This window comes from Streptomyces sp. NPDC051173, assembly GCF_040689515.1.
GTDB lineage: Bacteria > Actinomycetota > Actinomycetes > Streptomycetales > Streptomycetaceae > Streptomyces.
The window spans coordinates 251,976-270,950 of sequence record NZ_JBFBBD010000001.1 but is presented as its reverse complement, the minus strand read 5'-3'; the positions used below and the strand labels follow the sequence as shown (position 1 = coordinate 270,950).

Annotated in this window: 16 protein-coding genes; 3 read left to right on the top strand and 13 right to left on the bottom strand. The window is 70.1% G+C overall.

Annotated elements, in window-relative coordinates; all coding sequences use genetic code 11:
- Positions 1 to 5 precede the first annotated feature (5 nt).
- The 3 genes from AB0435_RS01240 to AB0435_RS01230 all read left to right on the top strand — a co-directional run bounded on the left by AB0435_RS01240 (position 6) and on the right by AB0435_RS01230 (position 5,333).
- The gene (locus AB0435_RS01240) at positions 6 to 2,840 is read left to right on the top strand and encodes a DUF87 domain-containing protein (protein ID WP_366002024.1); all 2,835 of its coding nucleotides are present in this window, start codon (positions 6 to 8) and stop codon (positions 2,838 to 2,840) included.
- 755 nt (positions 2,841 to 3,595) lie between these two features.
- Positions 3,596 to 4,468, top strand: coding sequence for a hypothetical protein (locus AB0435_RS01235; protein WP_366425892.1), 873 nt, complete (start codon positions 3,596 to 3,598; stop codon positions 4,466 to 4,468).
- Positions 4,455 to 5,333: a hypothetical protein gene (locus AB0435_RS01230; RefSeq protein WP_366425891.1), complete on the top strand. Its 879-nt coding sequence runs from the start codon at positions 4,455 to 4,457 to the stop codon at positions 5,331 to 5,333. Before AB0435_RS01235 ends, AB0435_RS01230 begins: the two co-directional genes overlap by 14 nt.
- Positions 5,334 to 5,452: 119 nt before the next feature.
- Here the strand turns inward: AB0435_RS01230 and AB0435_RS01225 are convergent, their stop codons facing one another.
- The 13 genes from AB0435_RS01225 to AB0435_RS01165 all read right to left on the bottom strand — a co-directional run bounded on the left by AB0435_RS01225 (position 5,453) and on the right by AB0435_RS01165 (position 18,945).
- The gene (locus AB0435_RS01225; protein WP_366425890.1) at positions 5,453 to 6,169 is read right to left on the bottom strand and encodes a hypothetical protein; all 717 of its coding nucleotides are present in this window, start codon (positions 6,167 to 6,169) and stop codon (positions 5,453 to 5,455) included.
- A gap of 58 nt (positions 6,170 to 6,227) precedes the next feature.
- A complete protein-coding gene (locus AB0435_RS01220; protein WP_366425889.1) occupies positions 6,228 to 7,469 on the bottom strand; it encodes a peptidase M23 in 1,242 nt (413 codons plus the stop codon).
- 4 nt (positions 7,470 to 7,473) lie between these two features.
- A complete protein-coding gene (locus AB0435_RS01215; protein WP_366002030.1) occupies positions 7,474 to 8,265 on the bottom strand; it encodes a hypothetical protein in 792 nt (263 codons plus the stop codon).
- A 5-nt stretch (positions 8,266 to 8,270) separates the two neighbouring features.
- The gene (locus AB0435_RS01210; RefSeq protein ID WP_366425888.1) at positions 8,271 to 10,439 is read right to left on the bottom strand and encodes a hypothetical protein; all 2,169 of its coding nucleotides are present in this window, start codon (positions 10,437 to 10,439) and stop codon (positions 8,271 to 8,273) included.
- Positions 10,436 to 11,008: a hypothetical protein gene (locus AB0435_RS01205; RefSeq protein WP_366002032.1), complete on the bottom strand. Its 573-nt coding sequence runs from the start codon at positions 11,006 to 11,008 to the stop codon at positions 10,436 to 10,438. Before AB0435_RS01205 ends, AB0435_RS01210 begins: the two co-directional genes overlap by 4 nt.
- A complete protein-coding gene (locus AB0435_RS01200; protein WP_366425887.1) occupies positions 11,005 to 13,560 on the bottom strand; it encodes an ATP-binding protein in 2,556 nt (851 codons plus the stop codon). Before AB0435_RS01200 ends, AB0435_RS01205 begins: the two co-directional genes overlap by 4 nt.
- Before the next feature lie 12 nt (positions 13,561 to 13,572).
- Complete coding sequence (locus AB0435_RS01195) at positions 13,573 to 14,226, bottom strand: hypothetical protein (RefSeq protein WP_366425886.1); 654 nt, start codon at positions 14,224 to 14,226, stop codon at positions 13,573 to 13,575.
- On the bottom strand, positions 14,223 to 14,456 hold the full coding sequence (locus tag AB0435_RS01190) for a TcpD family membrane protein (RefSeq protein ID WP_301886368.1): 234 nt from the start codon (positions 14,454 to 14,456) through the stop codon (positions 14,223 to 14,225). Before AB0435_RS01190 ends, AB0435_RS01195 begins: the two co-directional genes overlap by 4 nt.
- A 94-nt stretch (positions 14,457 to 14,550) precedes the next feature.
- On the bottom strand, positions 14,551 to 15,762 hold the full coding sequence (locus AB0435_RS01185) for a conjugal transfer protein (RefSeq protein ID WP_366425885.1): 1,212 nt from the start codon (positions 15,760 to 15,762) through the stop codon (positions 14,551 to 14,553).
- 224 nt (positions 15,763 to 15,986) lie between these two features.
- Positions 15,987 to 16,955, bottom strand: coding sequence for a hypothetical protein (locus tag AB0435_RS01180; RefSeq protein WP_366002036.1), 969 nt, complete (start codon positions 16,953 to 16,955; stop codon positions 15,987 to 15,989).
- Positions 16,952 to 17,443: a hypothetical protein gene (locus AB0435_RS01175; protein ID WP_366002037.1), complete on the bottom strand. Its 492-nt coding sequence runs from the start codon at positions 17,441 to 17,443 to the stop codon at positions 16,952 to 16,954. The genes AB0435_RS01180 and AB0435_RS01175 overlap by 4 nt, the downstream gene beginning before the upstream one ends.
- An 88-nt stretch (positions 17,444 to 17,531) precedes the next feature.
- Positions 17,532 to 18,014 carry a hypothetical protein gene (locus AB0435_RS01170; RefSeq protein WP_366002038.1) on the bottom strand — a complete coding sequence of 161 codons (483 nt, stop codon included), beginning with the start codon at positions 18,012 to 18,014 and terminating at the stop codon, positions 17,532 to 17,534.
- A gap of 37 nt (positions 18,015 to 18,051) precedes the next feature.
- The gene (locus tag AB0435_RS01165) at positions 18,052 to 18,945 is read right to left on the bottom strand and encodes a hypothetical protein (protein ID WP_366002039.1); all 894 of its coding nucleotides are present in this window, start codon (positions 18,943 to 18,945) and stop codon (positions 18,052 to 18,054) included.
- Positions 18,946 to 18,975: the final 30 nt, after the last annotated feature.

Below are 18,975 nucleotides of genomic sequence, written 5' to 3'. Positions count from 1 at the left end.
GCGGCATGGGCCGGCAGACCGACAGGACGCCCCCGCCGGGCGTCCTGACCGTCGGCGACGGCACATCGGTGTGGGCCTGGGCGGCCGTCCGCATCGAGGCCGCCGCCGACCTCACCGAGACCAGGGAGTACGCCGACCTCACCGAGGACGAGCGCCGGACCAAGGCGGTCGCGGCAGAGACTGCCTGGCTGGCGGGCCAATGGGACACCCGCCACGACGCCCGCATCGAGCTGCGCTATCTGACCGACCCGGTCGAGCGCAGGATCTCGTGCGCCCTGCTGGCCCGGGTGCGCAGTGACGGGGCGGCCACGGCAGAAGACTCCGCCGTGACCGCGGTGCTCGCGCTCCGCGACCGGCTGGGGCAGCTGCCGCACCACGTCCACACCGCCCCGGTCGAGGACGCGGCCGAAGTGGCGCGGTGGCTCACGCCGTTCACCCCCGACCCGGCCGGCCTGGCCGAGATCCGCAAGCGCTACCGGACGGGCCTGCCCAACCGGCCCGACGCGGGCGTGCAGTACTACCTCTCCCCGCAACCGTTCACCGCCGCGGCGCCGCCGTGGGACGCGCTGTGGCAGGCGCTCGCGGCACACCCGTACCCACTCATGCTGACGGTCGGCCTCGAACCGTACCGAGTGCCCGACGACCTCGGACCGATGCTGCACCGGATCGCCACCCACTACGGGCGGCTGGCGACGCCGGGACAGCTGCCGGAGGGCCTGTGGAGCCCGGCGACCCAGCTGGCCCCGGACAACTTCGCCGTGGACGCCGCGAAGGTGTACGCGGACGCCGCGCGCCGCTACACCGACCGCGCCTTCCGCATCCGCATCGCGCTCGCCTCCCCGAACCCGCTCCCCGAGTCCCTCGCCGAGCTCGTCGGCGCCACGGTCTCCCCGCAGGAACGGCCCGGCCAGGGCACCACGCTGACCGAGACCTTCACCGGTCCCGCGCACGTCACCGTACGGCCGGCGCCACCGGAGCTCGCGGCGGCGTGGACCGGGATCACGACACTGGAGCACGCCCGCTGGGGCGGCGACCAGCGCTGGCAGCTGCCCGAACCGCTGTCACCGCCGCTGCGCCTGCTGCCCGAGCTGGTCGATGCGCGGGAGGCGGGTGCCGCGCTGCGGCTTCCCCTCGCCGTGCACGGACACATGCCGGGCTTCCCGGTGCGCAGGCCCGACATGGCCCTGGAGACCGACTACCGCCCGGACGGGCCGGCCCTCGAACTCGGCCGCCAGCTGGTGCACGGCGCGCCGGCCGGGCCGCTCGGTGTCGGACTGGGGTCCCTCACCCGGCACGCGCTGTTCGTCGGGACGACCGGCTCGGGCAAGACCAACACGACCCTGGCCTTCTGCCAGCAGCTCTGGCGGGACCACAAGGTGCCGTTCCTCGTCCTCGAACCGGTGAACTCCGAGCTCGACGACTACCGCTGGCTCGCCACCCGCCCCGGCTTCGAGGACCTCCTCGTCCTCACCGTCGGCGACGAGACGACGGCGCCGTTCCGGCTGAACCCCTTCGAGGTGCCGCACGGGGTCCGGATCAGCACTCACACGGCCGGGCTGCTCGCCTGCTTCGACGCGGCGTTCGGGCTCTGGGACCCGCTGCCGGCCATCTACAACCGGTCCCTGCGCAACACATACGCGCGGAAGGGCATCGTCCCCACCGACATCTCCACACCCGCCCACACCGGGTCGTGGCCCACCCTCCGCGACTTCATCGCCGAGATGCGCAAAGAGTGCGATCAGCTCGGGTACTCCGGCGAGGTCAAGGACAACATCATCGCCGCGTCCAGGCTGCGGGCCGAGTCCCTCGCGGAGGGCGCCTGCGGCAGCACGCTGGACTGCGCACGCTCGTACCCCGTCGAGGAGTTGCTCAGCCGCCCCGTCGTCATCGAACTGGCCGGCGTAGGCGACAACGAGAAGGAACAGTCCCTCGTCACCGCGCTGATCCTGCAGACCATGACGGAGCACTACAAGGCGACCCGGCGGGGAGACGGCCTCTCCCACATCACCGTCATCGAGGAGGCCCACCGGCTGCTCGGACGGCCCGTCGCCTCCGGCGGAGACGGCAAGGAAGGAAACGCGCAGGCCCGCGCGGCCCAGGCCTTCGCCAACACGCTCGCCGAGAACCGCAAGTACGGGGAAGGCCTGGTGATCGTCGAGCAGGTCCCCGAGAAGCTCATCGAGGACGCGTACAAGAACACGAACCTCAAGGTCATGCACCGGCTGCCGTCCGCCACGGACCGGGAGCTCATCGGCGGCACGATGCGGTTCTCCCCCGACCAGGAGCGCTACGCGTCGTCCCTGGAACCCTTCCAGGCCTTCGCCCACCACGACGGCATCGACCGGCCTGCCCTGATCCGGGTGCCGAACGTACGGGCCGAGGCGGCCGCGGAAACCGGGGCGGCCCGGGCACCGCTCGCCGACAGCGCGGAACTGGCCGACCGCTTCCGCGCCTTCGCGGCGGCGACCCCGGACGTCGACGCGGCACTCGCCCCCTTCGCCGACTGCGAAGGCTGCCGACACCGCTGCGCGTTCCGCTCACGGGCGGCGACCGCGGTATGGCCGGAGCACGGGGCCGAGTTGAAGAAACGCGTCGTCGACTACCCCAAGACGTCAGCCGCCCAGGCCGAATGGTGGTCCCGCACCGCGGAATGGGTGGCTGACATCGCCGACGCGGTCGCCCCGCCGGGCGCGGGGGCGGACGCGGTCGCCGACTACCGCGCCTGCGTCTTCATCCACCTCGCGCAGGCGGCGTGGAAGCGGAAGACACTGCCGTGGGTGCGTCTGTACCGCAGCAACGCCAAGGCTGATGCCGGTGCCGACACGAGAACTGAGTCATGAGCGATCGCCCCACCGAGACCGAACGACCACCCGAACAGCCGCCGTCGTCGGAATCCGGAGCGGACGAGGCCCCCGAACCGACGGCGGCGCAGGACGCGCCCGAACCGTCCTCGCCCGGGTCAACGCCCGAGCGGCCCGACCAGACGCCTGAACCCGGCGGCAACGCCTCCGACGGGGGTGAGGATTCCGACGACGCGCCGGAGCCGGCGGAAGCAGAGGACTCCGAGAAGGCAGGGGAGACAAAGGAGGCACCCGCCGAGCCCGAGAACGTGGACGAGCCTTCCGACGGGGGTGAGGCTTCCGACGCCGCACCGGAGCCGACGGAGCCCGGGGAGCCCGAGCAGTCGTCCGAACCCGGGTCCGAGGCAGGGTCCGACGACGCACCGGAACTTCCCGCACCCGAGGACACACCCGCGGCTGAGGCGGAAGAGCCGCCGCCGGAAGAGGCAGCGGAAGCACCCTCGCGCGCCGAGAGCGTGAATGATCCGGACGAAGCCCCTGATCCCCCCGAGCCGCACGACAGGGACACTGCCGCCACTGCCGAGCAACCACCAGAGGAGCCCCCACCAGCACCCGAAGCTCAGCCTCCGGCCGGTGAGGCCCCGGAGCCCGCCGCGTCGGTCGACGACGCTCCGGAACCGCCCGCGCCAACGGACGTACCGGAGCCGCCTACCGACACTCCGCCCCCGGCCGACGAGGCCCCGAAGCCGCCGACTGATGCTTCGGATCCGGCCGATGACGCTCCGGATCCGGCTATGGACGGTCCGGAGCTGGCCGATGAGGCGCGGGACTCGCCTGCGGACGAATTCACCGGTCCCGATACGGCGGCCGGGGAGACCGTCCCACCAGAGGACGACAACCGCATCCGCCAGGCCCTTGAGCCGAAGGCCGAGTTGGAGGTCGACGAGTCCGAGGGGGCGGCCGAACAGTACGGCAACGACGCGCTGCGCGACGGCCCCGGTTACCAGGAGGAGATCGACGACCAGCTGGGGGCGCGCGGCCTGGACCACTCCGAGCATGACAAGTTCCGCCTCACCCGGACCAACGAGCTGAGCGAGGCGCAGGCCCGCGAGGTCATCGGGGTCCGTGACGCGATCAAGCTCGACGAGGGCCGCATGGTGACCAAGGTGATCACACCCGAAACCATGCAGGCCTACCTGGACAACGTCACAAAGCTCGGCAAGGACGACTTTCATCCCGATAAGTTCCGCGGTTCCATCGCGCGTGGCTGCGACACCGCCGACCTGCGCAACATGGATCAACTGCGCGACGGGCTCGCTCTTGACGACGGCGGGGCCGGTTGGACCCCCGTTCCTCCGGGCGCGTCCGAGGCGTACCAGCTGCGATTCCCGGCACCGCACGACATGCGCGCCGAGCCGAGCCTCGGCGCCGTCGGCGATCAGAGGCTGGCCGACCACGTCGCCGACATGGCCGGCCAGAGCCAGGGGCGGGCCTGGCGTGACCCGTTCCTCGGCACCGGCTACACCGGCGGGGGTGTCCCGGAGTGGATCGCCGAGTCCACCGGCTTCCCCCACCATGCTGAGATCTGGCGTATGCACGCCGACGGCTCCGAAGAGGCCGTCGGCTTCTTCGACAAGAACGAAGGACTGTGGAATGACTATGACTGACCCTGCGAGCCACCCCTCCCCGGTCAACGGCGAAGTCGCTGTCTTCCGCGGTGATCTCTATCGGACCCGTGACGCCGTGGGGCTGTGGCCCTGCGTCGAACTGCTGCCCGAGCCCGGCCGTCCCGCACCTGAAGGGCTCGCGCCGCGCGAGGCCGCCGACGGGTCGGTGGGGTATCCGGTCGCGCCGGAGCGTCTGGAAGCCTGGTACGCCGTGACGTGGACGTTCCGCTGGCGCGGCGAGCTTTTCGAGTGCACCGCCGCCACGCCCACCACGCTCACAGGCGACTACCTCGGCTCCGACGAACACTTCGCCAAGGAGCACCTCAGGCGCCGGGGTATCCCCTACCGCGGCGTCTTCCCGCGCAACGAGGTGACAGAGCTGGAGGAGCACCGCGAAGATCTGCTCCAGCCTCTGCACGTCATGGTGCAGCGTTTGACCGAAGCTGACCATTTCCGCCCCAAGACCTACGCGGTCTACCACGGCCGGACGTATCCGGCTGCCGCCGAGGCCGACGCCTCGGGCCTCATCGCGCTGACCACCGGGGACGACCGACCTGAGGGTCTCGTCGCCGATCCCCGGGACCCGGGTGCCGGGCACTTCCTGGCCGCCCCGGAGCAGTTGGAGGCCTGGTACCGGATCCACTGGACCTTCCGCTGGCGGGGCGGCCCCTTCGACGCCGTCGGGGCGGTGGACGGCAGGATCAAGGGCGTCTACACGGGCGGCAGCTGGGGCTTCGCGGACAACATGATGCTGACCGACGAGTCGAGTCCCGACGGAGGGCAAACCCGGTACACGGTCAGGGCGGGCCTCGGCGGTGTCACCGACCTCGAACAGCACCGCACCGACCTACTGGCCGAGCAGTAGCCGAGGCCCTGGCGGGCCTGGGGTCACAGGTTCATGGCCCACGGGGAGGGGACCTCCGACAGCGCGCTCGCGGACAGCCGGCACGGTTTCGGGGCTGAAGGACGCGGTGTCTGCGCCAGTCACGCCGTCAGGTGCGCGATCCGGCCGAGCTCCGGGCGGAGGGTCTCCGCCGACGCCGGGTCGGCCGCGCGCAACAGGGCCCAGGCGGCATGGGCGTTGCGGGCCGCGCGGCGGGTCTCCACGTCCGGGGCCCCGGCCTGGCGGCGGCGCTCGGCGGCGAGCACGTGCAGCCGGGTGGCGGCGGCCCAGTCGTCGCGCAGTAGCAGGGACAGCCAGGCGCGGGTGGCCAGCGCGCCCAGGGTGTGGGGGTGGAGGGGGCCGAGCTCCGCGGTCAGCACCGTCTCCAGGTCCTCGGCCGCGGCGGCCGCCCCCGCCAGGTCGCCCCGCAGCTCGGCGGTGACGACCCGGCCGAGCAGGGCGGCGTGACGGGGCCCGAGCGGCCCGGCCCGCTCGGTGAGGGCCGCGAGTGCGACGGCAGGAGCCGGCGCCGGGTGCGGGGCCGGGGCCGGGTGCGGGGCGTCCAGCGGGGTCACCGCGCCGTCGTGATCGACTATCAGGGGCCAGACCGAACCGTCGGGCTCCTTGGCGTTGATCCGCACCGGATGCCCGCGGCGGGCGGCCCGTACGCGGATGTCGGCCAGGGCGGACGTGCGCGCGTCCTGCCCCGGCAGGTTCTCGACCGGCTCCCCGTCGACGGTGGTTTCTCCCGTGGCGCTGATCACGATCGTGTACACGGGTGTCAGAGGGACCGAATCGAGGTCCGTCACAACAGGCATGGCCAATCCTTACTTCCCGCCGGTCCCCTTCGGTTCGGCCGCACCATCATCACCCGGGTCATCCCGCGTTGGGGTAGTAGGGGGGTGACCAGCCCAGGTACTTCGCGCCCCACTTCGTCTCGATGTCGGTGGCGGGGACGATGGATATCTCGCCTATCGCCCCGATGTCGTTGGACGCGATCTTGCCGTCCCCGACGTAGATCGCGACGTGGCCGGCGCGGTGCCCGGTGTCCCAGAACATCAGCGCGCCCGGCGGCGGGTTGCGGTCGCCGTCGTGACGCATGTCCTTGGGCATCTCGACCTGGTAGTGGTCGATGGCGTAGTTGGTGCCGGAGGAGTTCCAGCCGTACGCGATCGAGGTGAAGGCCAGGCACCTCTGGTACCAGCCGGAACGGTGGCTGTCCGCTTCGGCGCGCGCCCACTTGATGGCGTCTTCGGTGGAGCGGCGGTTGACGACCTTGGGAGGCCAGGACGACTTGCCGTCGTGGAACGGCTCCCCCGGGCTGCCGGGCTGGCTCGTACCCGAACCGGATGTGTCGCAGTTGTCCGTCGGCTCGTCGGGGTCCTTGCTGCCCTTGCCGCTGTCCGCGGGCTTGCCGCTCGATCCGCTGTCGCCGGTCTTGCCCTTCTTACCGGGGTGGTTCTCGCCCGAGCGCTCCAGGTCGATGCCGGCTTCCTTGGCGATGCTGCGGGCCTGGGTCTCCTTCGGCCCGTAGGCGTCGGCGAAACCGGACCGCTGCACCTTCTGCGCGGCGTCGTTCAGCGAGAGGTTCTCCCACGGGACGTCGTCGAGCCCCGGCGGGTCGCCGCTGTCACCGCCGAAGAAGAACATGTGGGCCGCGTACTTGGGATCCAGGATCTGCTCTCTCGTGCCCCAGCCCGACGAGGGCCGTTGCTGGAAGAGACCGAGGGAGTCCCGGTCCCCGTAGCTGATGTTGTCCAGCTCCGACTCGGCGAGCGCCGTCATCAGCGCGATGAGCGTGGCCCGGCCGGGCAGCTTCCCGTCCTTGGCGACCTGATCGATGGTCTTCGCGTTCGCCACCTGGCGAGCGCGCAGGTCCTTGCTCGCCCCGCCCGTCGCGTCCCCTTTGCTGCCGTTGCCCGACGGACCGTCGTCGGCGGGCTGTCCGGGCTTGCCGCAGCCCATGGCGTACGCGCCGCCACTGCCGCCGAGGCCGCCGAGCGCGCCGAACAGGATCAGGAAGGCCATGAACAGGGCCGCGATCGGCAGGCCCAGCTTGACCATCAGGGCACGTCGGGCTCCCCCCGCCGCCAGGGCGAGGGCCTCACGTCCGTCCAACGACTCAGACCCCCAGGATCCTGCCCACGCGCCAGCCGTCCTCGCCGCGCATGATCTCGGTCAGCAAGACCTTGGTCTCGGTGTACTTGCGGTAGCCCGCGACCGTGGTGTCCACGGTCACCTTGCGCCACACGCGCGTGGGGGTGTCCGCCTGCTGGCGCACCCGGTCGTCGTCGGCGGGTCCTACGGTGACCTTGTCCACCGTGGACACGCCCCCGTTGGAGACCAGTTCGCCCCACGCCTTGTCGTCGAACTGCTCGAGGTTGTCCCGCAGAGCGGAGGTCATCCACGGCGCCGCGCGACGCACCGCCGCCTTGTGGGTCTTGTCCACCGGCGGGTTACGGGCCCAGTAGGCACGCGCCCAGTCCTCCGCCGTCTTCTCCGGCTTGCTGAGGTCCGGCTTGGCGGAGTCGGAGGGGGACGTGGCCGGAGAAGGGCCGCTGCCCTGTCTCCAGCGCATCTCCCCCGGCCGCGCCTCCTCCGGGGAAGCCTCGGCTCCCGGCTGTACGACCCGCGCCGGCGCGTCGTGGCTCGGCCACCAGTGGGTGGCGGCCGCCCCGAGGGCCAGGAACCCGGCGATCACCAGGATGGCGCCGCCCGCGGTGACCGGCTCCCGGCGCCGCTCCTCCGCCAGGCGGCGCTTGAGCTCCACCTTCTGGCCCTTCCGGTAGACCTTGCGGGCCCGGCGGCGCAGGGACCGCTTGGGCGCCGTCTCGATCTCCTCCGGGTACTCGTACGGGGTCTTGAGCAACTCCCGCCACTCGGCCGGGTTCCGGGGCCCCTTGTCCTTGCTCACTGGGCTCACTTGTTCCTTCCGCGACGGCGGTTGGGGGCCGGGGTACGGGCCGCGGTGGAACCGCCGGAGGAGGGCGGACGCTTCTTCCCGCCCGAGGAGCCGGTCCGCTGCGCGGTGGTCTGCTCCCTGCGGAGGCCATTGATGCGCTGCTGCCGGGACGCCTGGCTCAGCTTCGGTCCCTGGCGGAAGGTATGGACGTCCTGGCCGTTGCCGGGCTTCGAGGACGACGGGTTGCGGCGGCTGCTCGCGGACTTCGCCTGTCCCGCCTGCGCGGAGCCGTTCCGGGCGCTCTGGCTGTTCTGGCTCTTCTCGGTGTTCTGGGTGCTCTGGGTGCGAGCCCGACCCCGATGAGCAGCCACCGTCGCGGACTTGGATTGCATGCTTGCCACGGTGGTGGTGCGACGCTCCGGCAGGTCCACGGCCGTGCCCGCACCCTTGCGGTACGCGCCCGCGCGGGTCACTCCGCCGGAAGCGCGCGGGCCGTCCGAACCCATGGCCCGCTCGTCCGCGCCCGATCGATCCGATCCGTCCTTGGACTTGGCGCCTCCGCGCACGCCGAGCGGAACGGTGCTGTTGGTGGCGGCCCATGAGCTCATGGCCATGGCCTTGCCGACGTGGGAGACCTTCTCGTCGAAGGCCTTCGCGCCCTTGCGCGCACCCGTGGCCGCGGCCTTGCCCGCTTGCTTGCCGGCCCAGCCGGTACCGCGCGCGGCCTTCCCGGCCGTCCAGCCGGTGGCCCTTCCGGCCATGCGGCTGGCCCCGCGTCCCATCGCCATGCCCAGCGCCGAACCACCGGGGGTCAGCGAGCCCGAGACACCGACGATGCTCTCCATCACGGAACGGAACTTGAACGCCACGATCGCGCTGGTGATGCTGACACCGGCGGAGGCGAAGTAGCCGTACGTGCCCAGCATCGTGATGCTGACGGTGTTCAGGACCAGGACCACGCCCAGCACCATCGTGCTCACGAACGACTGCATGGCGAAGCCCAGAAGGGCGTCGAACCAGCGCATGCCCCACTGCCGAGGTCTGCCGGGGATCACCCACAGACAGGCGAAGACCACCCCCGCGAGCAGCAGCATCAACGCGCCGATCAGCGAGGCGAGAGAGGCGAAGGCCAGGGCGATGGCGAGCACGGCGAAGAGCACGGCGCAGATGAAGGCGGCGATCGCGACCGTGACGCGGCCGGCGTTCTTGCCCTGCCGCCACTTCATGGCCGGTACGCCGACGTCACTGTCGCTGAGGTCTTTACTCAGGTACTCCTTGCGGGCGTCGTCGAAATCGTCGTCGTCCGGCTTCTTGTCCGTTCGCCTGAGGGTTTCCTCACCGTACTGCTTGCAGGTGTTGAGGTTGCCGAATTCGGCGATGCACCAGGGAGTGACGACGTACGAGCGCCAGATCGCGTCGGAGGACTTGCGGACCAGCTTGTTCTTCTTCGACTCCTCGGCTTTCTTCTGCTCGTTGGGGTCTGTCTTCGGCTTGCCGTCGTCCTCCGTCTGTCCGAGGTTCGCGTCCCCCTTGACCTCGAAGGGCTCCTTCACGTCGCGGTCCATGCCGGCGCTGGTGGCCTCCGCGGCGATGCTGGCACCGACTTCGCGCACGCTGTCGATGCCGTCGACCCATACCTGGGGGGTCGATATCAGCGACACCGCCAGAATTCCCGAGGCCGCCACCCAGCCGAGCTGGCTGAGCCCGCTGCCGCTCGCCTTCCGGTGGTTGGCCCAGGCCACCATGGCGCCCACGGCCAGGGCCGAGGGCAGCAAGGTCGCGGAGACCGTTCCGGCCGCGCCGGATATGGACTTGATGATCGCGTCGTGGATGTCCTGGACCTTGGTGAGGTCCATCGTCCACTGGACGGCGACCACGGCCGACTGGGTGACGAAGACCGTCAGCCCCATGAAGAGTTCGGCCATGCCGTTGAGCATCGACCAGCCGATGTCCTTCCAGCCCAGCTCGCTGTCCAGCCGGTAGTAGAGCGCGGCGCCGAACTGCTCGTAGAGGGTGTGGCCGCCGCCCTGCCCGATGCTGGGGGTGCGCAGGAGGTCGCCGATGCCCGCCGGCTTGTATTTGTCGTACTTCTTGTCATCGGCCGCCGCGGCCCCGGCGGTCACCATCAGCGTGGTGAGCGCACCGAGGAGGGGTATCGCGAGGTTCCGGAAGCGGGGAATCCTCATCCCGAGGACCTCATCAGGGCGCTGCGGACAGGACTGGCGGCCGACATGTCTTCGTCACGCATGTGCGTGAACTGGTCGACCAGCCACGTGCCGTCGTTCTTGACCATGCGCACGGCCCACCGGTAGTAGGAGGCCCGCGCACCGTCGGCCTTCTTCTCCGTGAGCATCAGACCCGTCCCCTCGGGGTGGTTCCCGATCGGCCCCACGGACAGCGACCCGCCCTCGGTGGTCACGGTGCCGACGGAACCGGGCTTCTCACCGTCCCGGTACTGGAAGTCCTTCACACAGCCTTCGAGCCCCCCGTCCCCCTGCTTGTTCGGGGTCATCAGGCCGCACATCGTCCGTACGTCGTCGGTGACGCTCGCCTTCGTGTACCGCACGGCGGCGTCCTTCATGGCCGCCTCGTCCTTCGCCCGTTCCCGGGCCTCCGCGTCCGCCCGGGCGCGCTCCTCCTTGCTGACACCCGGGTTGCCCCCGGTCCGGCCGCCCTTGCTGTCCGAGGACGACGAGCACCCCGTCACCACCAGGACCGACGCCACCACCGCGGCCGCCGCTGTCATCCGCTTCACGCGCTTGCCTCCTGAGGCTCGGGCTTGCTCATCGGCACAGGCCCCGCTCCGACGCCGGTCGTCTTCGGCGTCGTGCTCAGCAGCTCCAGCACCTCCAGCGACGGCACGTCGAACTGCACCGTCGCGCTGTTGAAGCGGCGGTCGCGCATGATGCAGTGGCCGTGCCGGATCTCCTGCGTCACGTCGACGCCGATCGCCTGGATGAGCTGGCGCGTGTGGTCGCCCTTCGGCAGGTCGAGCAGGGCCGCCATGGCGTCCTGCTGTTCCGCCGTCGTGAGCTGGAAGCCGAAGACGGTCGTCATCTGCTCGACCAGGCCGGTGAGGCCGGCCAGCGACTCCGGGTCCTGGGTGTCGACGACCAGGGCGGTGTGCAGCGCGCGGCCGACACGGGCGATGTACTGGAGGAACGAGCTGCCCTCCCGGGTCGCCGTCAGGACGTGCACCTCCGGCACCGCGACGACCTTGCGCAGGCCGCGCAGGTCCTTCCGGCCGGCCATGCTGATGCCGTACGCGAGCAGCGAGTGGACGAGGGCGACCGAGAGCCGCTGGTGGACCGACCAGTCGTCGCGGTCGTCGTCGGGGGCCGGCAGGGTGATGCCGGGCACCTGCACGACCCAGATGCCCGGCGAGGGCGTGAGCAGCGCCGAGCCGTCCGGCCTGCCCATGAAGGGTGCGCCGAGGCCGGTCAGCGACAGCTCGTACAGCGCGTTGCCCGCCTCGCGCGACAGCTCGTCCTCGGACCGCCGCAGCCGCTCGATGACCTTCCAGGTCGCCGGGTCGCCCGCGGCGATGGTCTCGTTGACCGCGCTCTGGATCGGGGTCTCCGCGCCGCGCATGCGCAGGTGCTGCGGCAGGGCGATGCCGAGCTGCGCCGGGACCTCGGTCTGCGCGCGCTCGGCGCTCTCGCCGGACAGCAGGGTGAAGAGGTCGGCGACGCCCGCGAACTGCGCCCCGGTCTGGATCAGATGGGCGTTGAGCCCGAAGCGCTGCCCGGCCGACACGAGGCCGCCCATGTCGCCCTTGAAGTCCAGCGCCAGCACGAACGAGCCGCGGAAGCCGGAGTCCAGCAGCGACAGCATCATCGCGGTCGTCTTGCCGCGGCCACTGCGTCCGATGAACGCCGTGGTCGTGGCGTCACCGCGCTCGGAACCACCGGTCAGGTCGTTGCGCACGACACCGGGCGTCGAGCCGGTCAGATAGCCGATCGCCGGTCCGGTGTCGTCACCGACCGACGCGCCGCCCCAGAACCAGGAGCCGGCGAAGGCGCCGACCGTGCGCGTGTGCACCAGGTCGGGCACCCGCAGCATGTCGCCGGGCTGGGACTCCAGCCACAGTTCGCGCTGTTCCTCCGCGGCGACGCTGACCTCGATGCCCAGGCCGCCGTAGTGGCCGATGACGGCGTCGCAGCGGGCGCGCAGGTCGTCCAGCGAGATGTCACTGCTGACGATCAGGCGGGGGTGGTCCTCCATCAACGTGACGTCCTCGCGCTTCATGTCGCGCGAGAGCCCTGTCATCGTCTCCTCGGTCTCCTCGATCTCCTGCGCGGTCTCGCCGGCGGAGTGCTTGGCGGCGCTCTGCCGCTGCTCCTTGGCGAGCCTGCGCACCTCGTCGATCGCCTTCAGGGCGTCCCGCTTGTGCAGGACCTTGAAGCGGACGGAGGGCTCGGGGTTGACCGGCTTGACCTGGATGTCGGCGTCGTGGTCGTCGTCGGCGTACTCGGGTACGTAGGTGATCTCCGCGACGGTCCGCAGCCACTCGCCCGCGCCCGGGGACTCCATCTCCTCCGGGAAGCCGTCCATGGTGAGGATCGCGGTCCAGGACGTCGTCTCGCCGTGCTGGTCGACGAAGCGCAGGTGGTCGGGGTAGGGCAGGACGCGGCCGCGGGTGAGCTGGGCCAGCTTGGCGCCGGATATGAGGCCGTCGCCGCCCGGCGTCGGCAGCGGGGTGCCGCGGCGCTGTTCACGGGCGACCATCCAGGCCAGCATCTCGACCGTGGCCGGCTGCGCCTTCCACGGCGTCGTCTCCAGCTGCCGGCCCAGGCGCCGGGTGAGCGCGTCGAGGCGGGCGATCTCCTTCTGGGAGACGGAGGTCGAGCCGATGCCCAGGGCGTCCTGCGCGCCCCTGCTGCCCCGGGCCTTGGCCTGCGTGGAGCGCTCGGAGATGCGCACGCCGAGCAGCAGCAGCCGGGTCGGCAGCTCCAGGTCGTCGAGGCGGTCGACACGGATGTCGGCCCATTCCGCGTAGTCGCCCGCCGAGAAGAGGGTGTCCGCCTCGTTCCGGTACTCGGCGGCGTTCAGCGGCGCCCACAGCACCTTCAGGTGGCAGTCGTGGCCGGAGAGCGTACGGGCCAGCGCGCTGCTCGCCTGGTCGTGCTCGGCGTCCCGGGCGCTCTCCGACATCAGGTCCGTGTTGGAGCCCGAGAGGACGAACCACGCCTCGGCGTGCGTCTCGGTGACGACCAGGCCGTCCGCGAGGGCGACATAGCGGGGCGGCGGGGCGGAACGGTCACCCTCGACGCCGAGAAAACGGGCGATGCCCTTGAACAACTTCAATGTCGGCTACCTTTACATGCCATTCGGGCCGGGCCGGTGCGCCGCACTGCCCGTCCATGCCTGCTGGGCCGCGCTCTGCGCCTGCTGCCGCGCCGCCGCCTGCTCGGCGGCCTTGCGCTCCTTGCCGGAGAGGCCGCGCATCCGCGCGCGATAGACGTGGTCCGGGCCGTAGAGCCGGGGCCTGGCGTCCAGCTTCGCCTGGCGGCCGGCCGTCGGCTTGGGCTCCTCGCCCCCGAGGACGCCCTCGAACACACCCATGCCCGGGAGGGCCAGGAGCTCGTCCGTCCGCTCGCCCAGCCGGGCCCTGAGCGGGAGCCACTCGCTGCGGTCCGCCGCGCGGCGGCCGCCGTTGACGACCGGCCGGTGACCCACCGTCAGATACCGGAAGGCCAGCGCCCACTGGGTGAGGTTCCACCGCCGCTCGTTACGCCGCGAGCGCTGCGCGCCGTAGAACGTGATGAGCGCGGGCGGCGCGAAGTAGAGGGTGAAGAGGAACTTCGACGGGAAGCCGAAGACGAGCAGCAGTCCACCCAGCCAGACCGCGTAGATCGCGGCACCGGTCACCAGGACCCGGCGGGACGGGCCCTCGCCGAGGTCCATGCCGAGCAGCTCGTGCTGCCGCGTCTCCAGGTCGAAGTGGCGGGTGAAGGTGTGCCCCACCCTCATGAGCCGGCCACTTTGTTCCAGACCTCGGTCAGCATGTTCTTCGAGGCGTCCGGCGCGAAGACGAAGCCCGCCACGACCACACCGGCCAGGAAATGGCCGAGGAGCTCGCCCCATTCACGCTTCGCGTAGTGGCCGATGGCCCTGACCGCGAGGACGATCAGGAAGATGTTCCCCGCGATCAGGAACACCCAGGACTTGAGTTCGGCGCCACTGGTCAGCGCGAGTTGCATCGGAATTCCCCCATGGTGAGACGGGCAACGGTGAATGGATGAGCGCCGGAGAACCGGCGGAAAAGGATTTCGGTGGTACGGGCGGGCGGCCCGGCTACGGCGTGAGACCGCCGTGCACCTCGGCGACCTGCCAGCGCTCGGCCTGGGCGGACGACACACGCGTCAGCTTGACCCGGTAGGTCTGCTCGATCTCGGCTCCGCCGACGTTCCAGCCGACGACGACCGTGCCGACGCGGTCGGTGCCGCTTCCCTCGTCCACGGCCCAGTTGCGGATCGTGCCGAGCGTCATACCGGACGGCAGGGCCGGAATGGAGGCGCCGGGCGCGGCGACCGATTCGGCGTCGCCCGTGGCGTATTTGGAGAAGAACTCGTCGACCACATCGCGGGTCCTGCCGGCGAACTCCATGTCATTGGTCCTGGAGTCCGGCGCCGGTACGGACGGACCGCTGTTCGGCACGCCGACGATGCCGGGCTGACCGGTGACGACGACGCGGCCGGACGCCTGGACGACGGGGACCTCCAGGCCCATCCACCGCGTGGCGGACTTGGCGTCCTTCTTCGGATCGTCCTTCTTGCTGTCGTCCTTCTTGTCGCCCTTGTCGCCCTTGTCGGCAGGGGCGGCGTCGGGAGTGTTCACGAGGACGTCCACGCGGACGCGGGCGCGCTTGTCGCCGAGCACCGAGACGGTGCTCGGCTGGACGACGAGCACCTGCTGGTGCCCCTTGGAGTTCCAGCCGTCGGTGGTGTCGGTGCCCCTCGGCATGTCCCGCGCGAGAGCGGCGGCCCGCGCCTGCGGGTCGCTCTCGTCCCAGGTCAGATACGAGCGCGCGAACCGCGCGGCGACCGCCTGCGCCTCCTCGACCGGATACTGCGGCCCGCTGTCGGTCTTGGCCGGAGCCGGCTTGGCCGGGGCGGGCGCCCAGATCCACGACCGGACGCCGGTGATCACGGCCAGGGCGACGACGCCCCAGAGCACACCGCGGCCGACCTTCACGGCGAACTTGGCGCCGCTCTTCTCGTCCTCGATCCGCCAGGGCACCTGGCTGTCCGGGGTGCTCTTCGCTCCCGCCTCCGCCCCCGCCTCCGTCGGCTCGGTGCGGCCGGGGCCGGGCATCTGCGCCTGGAGCCGCGCGCCGGCGTCGGTCCACTGCTGAAGACCGGCGGGCACGGAAGCGGCGGGGGCCGTGGGGGTCGTCGGGGCGGCGGATGTCAGGGACTTGTCGGCGATAGGAGTTGCCGTGCCCTTATCGCCTTTCGGCTCCGGCAGATTCAGTATCCGCCGCATGACCGTCTTGAACGTGCTCAACCTCGGTGACCCTTCCCCCGTACAAGGCCTGAGTGCCTGGACAGTACGTGGGCCTATTACTGATCGTCAAACAGCTTGATTTGTCCAATGAGTGACCAGGAGTGAGCGAACTCCTACCGGTTCCGCATCGGGAATTCCCGACAAGGCGGGTGTTTCAGGAACGCCGCCCCCGCGATCGCGTGGCGCCCATCACGCCCATTCGGACCGACCCGTCCCTGCACCCCTTACATCAACGCCGGACCACGGCCCCGGGACTGATTCGGCAGCGGGTCGACAACGGGTGCGGTGGTGCGGGACTGTTGCCTGGGCTCGGGTTTTGTAGCCAATCTGTTGCGCAGGCCGGGGCCTTCTTTCTGGAGTGATTCCTCCAGGCCTGTGCCGAGGACGACCGATTGTTGCTGCTCCTCGGTATGGGCAGCGGCGGCCGCGTGGGTGGCGCGGAGATCCGCCTCCATGCCCCGGACCTCCTGGACGATTTCGCGATCGACATCAGGGTTGAGCTTGGCCCGGATCACCCGCTCACGCAGTTCTTCGGCGCCCGGCGGGATGCGTACGTTCGCGTACCGCTCGTTCTGCAGGAGATCCGCGGCTTCTTTGTACGACTTCGCAAGCTTCTCGTCGCCCGCGCTGATCTCCTCGAACGTTCCCGACCGCGTCAGTTCATAGAGTTCGTGGTTCTCGGACTTGGCCTCGAAACTCTCCGGCGTGTGGAACTGGAGCTCGAACTTCTCCTCGGTTTCCGGGTGCTGCCAGGCGGTGTTGACCCCCTTGTACACCGGGTCTTCCCAGGTATTCGTCTCGGAGATGGGCTCATATCCCTGCTCCCGCAGCTCCGCGTAGGCCTGGTTCGTGCCCTCGACGTAGGTGTCCGCGTCGAAGGTCAGCGTGTAGCGGTTGAGGTCGTCGACCTTCTGCACCTCCCGCTCGGCCTTGCGGCCACGGCCTACGGCGACGGCAACCTTGCGCCGGAAGGAGTCCAGCCCCTTCAGGGAGTAGTCGAGCCCTTCAAGCTTTCCACCGTAGGAAGCCGAACGCTCCTCCATACCGGCCATGAGGCCGTCCAGCCGGCCTCGCGACGCCTTGGCCTCCTCCCAGCGAGAGGTCACCAACCGGTTCTCGTCCGCCGACAGTTCCAGGTGGTCTTCGGACTTTTCCTTGGAGCCTCGCCAGGCACCCACACCCGAGTCAGTCACAGCTCAGTTGCCCCCGTGACGCCGCGAATCTCCTGAAGCAGTCGTTCTGCCTCGTCGACACCGATCTCGACCAGGTACGGCGGCCTGGACGCGCGGGCGTCGAAGAACTCGAAGACGGCACTGTCAGGCCGCCACTCGTTGTTCCGCATGAACGTCTCGTCGTAAATGCGCTCCGGACTCCTGCGACGACGGACCACCGTGGTCGGCTGTTCGCCGTCGCGCCACTCTCCCTCATCGCCGAAGTAGGACCAGTACTGCACCCATCCCTGCCGGTCCGCCTCGAGCTCGGCGGCCCGCTCGGCCGTGACCTCGTGCAGAATCTTCGCCACCGGCGGGTATTTGACGTTCGTGTCCTTGATGTCGTGCCACTGCCAGTCCAGCAGAGACAGGTACTCCCACTCCTCACCCGACCGCCGCCAGAGGCCGTCCGGGCGCTCCAAGGTGTACCCCTCGGGGACTTCCGCGAAGTATTCGTAGTGCTCGCTCATCATTGACCTTCCTTTCCGGACTTCATGCCGTACCGCCCACTCCGCATCAACTCGGCGGATTGCTCATGCGTTTTCGAGAACTCCACGCTCACAGGTCAGTGGCCCCCATCACCCCGAAGAGCTCCCGCAGGAGCCGCTCCGCTCCTTCCGCGGTGAGCTCCTCCAAGTGCGGGGGGTTGGTCTGACGCGCGTCGAAGAAGTCGGAGACGGCACCGTCGGGTTTCCACACGCCCCCACGCATGAACGTCTCGTCGTGGACGCGCTCGGGGCTGCTGCGCCGCCGCACCACTGTCGAGGGTCCCTCCCCGGCCAGCCACCTGCGCTCACTCGGGTGGAAGGCCCAGTACCGCACCCAACCCTGCCGGTCGGCCACCAACGCGGCGGCGCGTTCGGCGGTCACCGGAAACAGGGCTCCCGGCATGGGCGCGCGACCGGTCGTGTGCCATCCCCAGTCGAGCAGCGACAGGAATTCCCAGTCGTCTCCCGACCGCCGCCAGAGGCTGGAGGGCCGTTCCGCCGTGTAAGGCGGAGCCGCTTTGACGAAATGCGCGTACTGCCTCTGGTCGGACACCGGTGGTCCTCCTCCATAAATCTTCCCGCGCGTCCGATTACGCCAGCGCCGGCCCGCGCCCGCGCGACTGCGTCGGCAGCGGATCGACCGCGGGGGCCTGGGCATTCGGCCGACGAGCGGGCTCGGACTTCGGTGCCAGCCTGCTCCGGAGGTCGGGGCCGTCGGCTTGCAAGGACTCGCCCAGGTCGACCCCGAGGGCGTTCACGGGTTGCTGCGCCGCCGCCGGGGAGGCCTTGGTCGCGTTCTCGACCCTGCGCTCTTCTTCCAACTGGGCGACATGTTCGACGATCTTGGGGTCACGATGGGGCTCAAGGGTGTCCCGGATCAGGGGCTCGCCGATCCGCTCCGTGCCGGGAGGGATCGGGACGTTGTCGTAGCGCTTGCTCTGAAGGTAGTTGGCGGCGTCCTGATATTGCCGCGCGAGCTCTTCGTTCTTCCCCGTGAACTTCTGGAAGGTGTCGGCGCGCGAGATTTCGTACAGCTCGTGGTTCTCCATCTTGGCCTTGAAGCTTTCCGGAGTGTGGAACTGGAGCTCGAACTTCTCTTCCGTCGCCGGGTTCTGCCAGGAGGTGTTCACGCCCTTGTAGACGGGGTCGCCCCAGGTGTTCTTCTCGGATCGGGGGATCGGCTCGTACCCCTGCCCGCGAAGCTCCTCGTACGTCCGCTCGACGCCCTCGGTGTACTTCTCGGACTCGAAGGTCAGGGTGTACCTGTTGAGGTCCTTGATCTTCTTCGCCGTCTTGGCCACGCTGTCGCCTTCGTCCTTCGCGGTGGCTGCTTTACGGCGAAAAGAATCGATCCCCTTGAGGGAATACTCAAGTCCCTCCAGATTGCTGCCGTGCGACTCCGCGGTGCTCTGCTGGATCCCCGTCATGATGCCGTCCAGTCGGGTGCGAGCTGTGGCCGCCCGCTCCCACCTTTCGGTGACCACACGGTTCTCCTCAGCGCTGAGTGAGCCGCC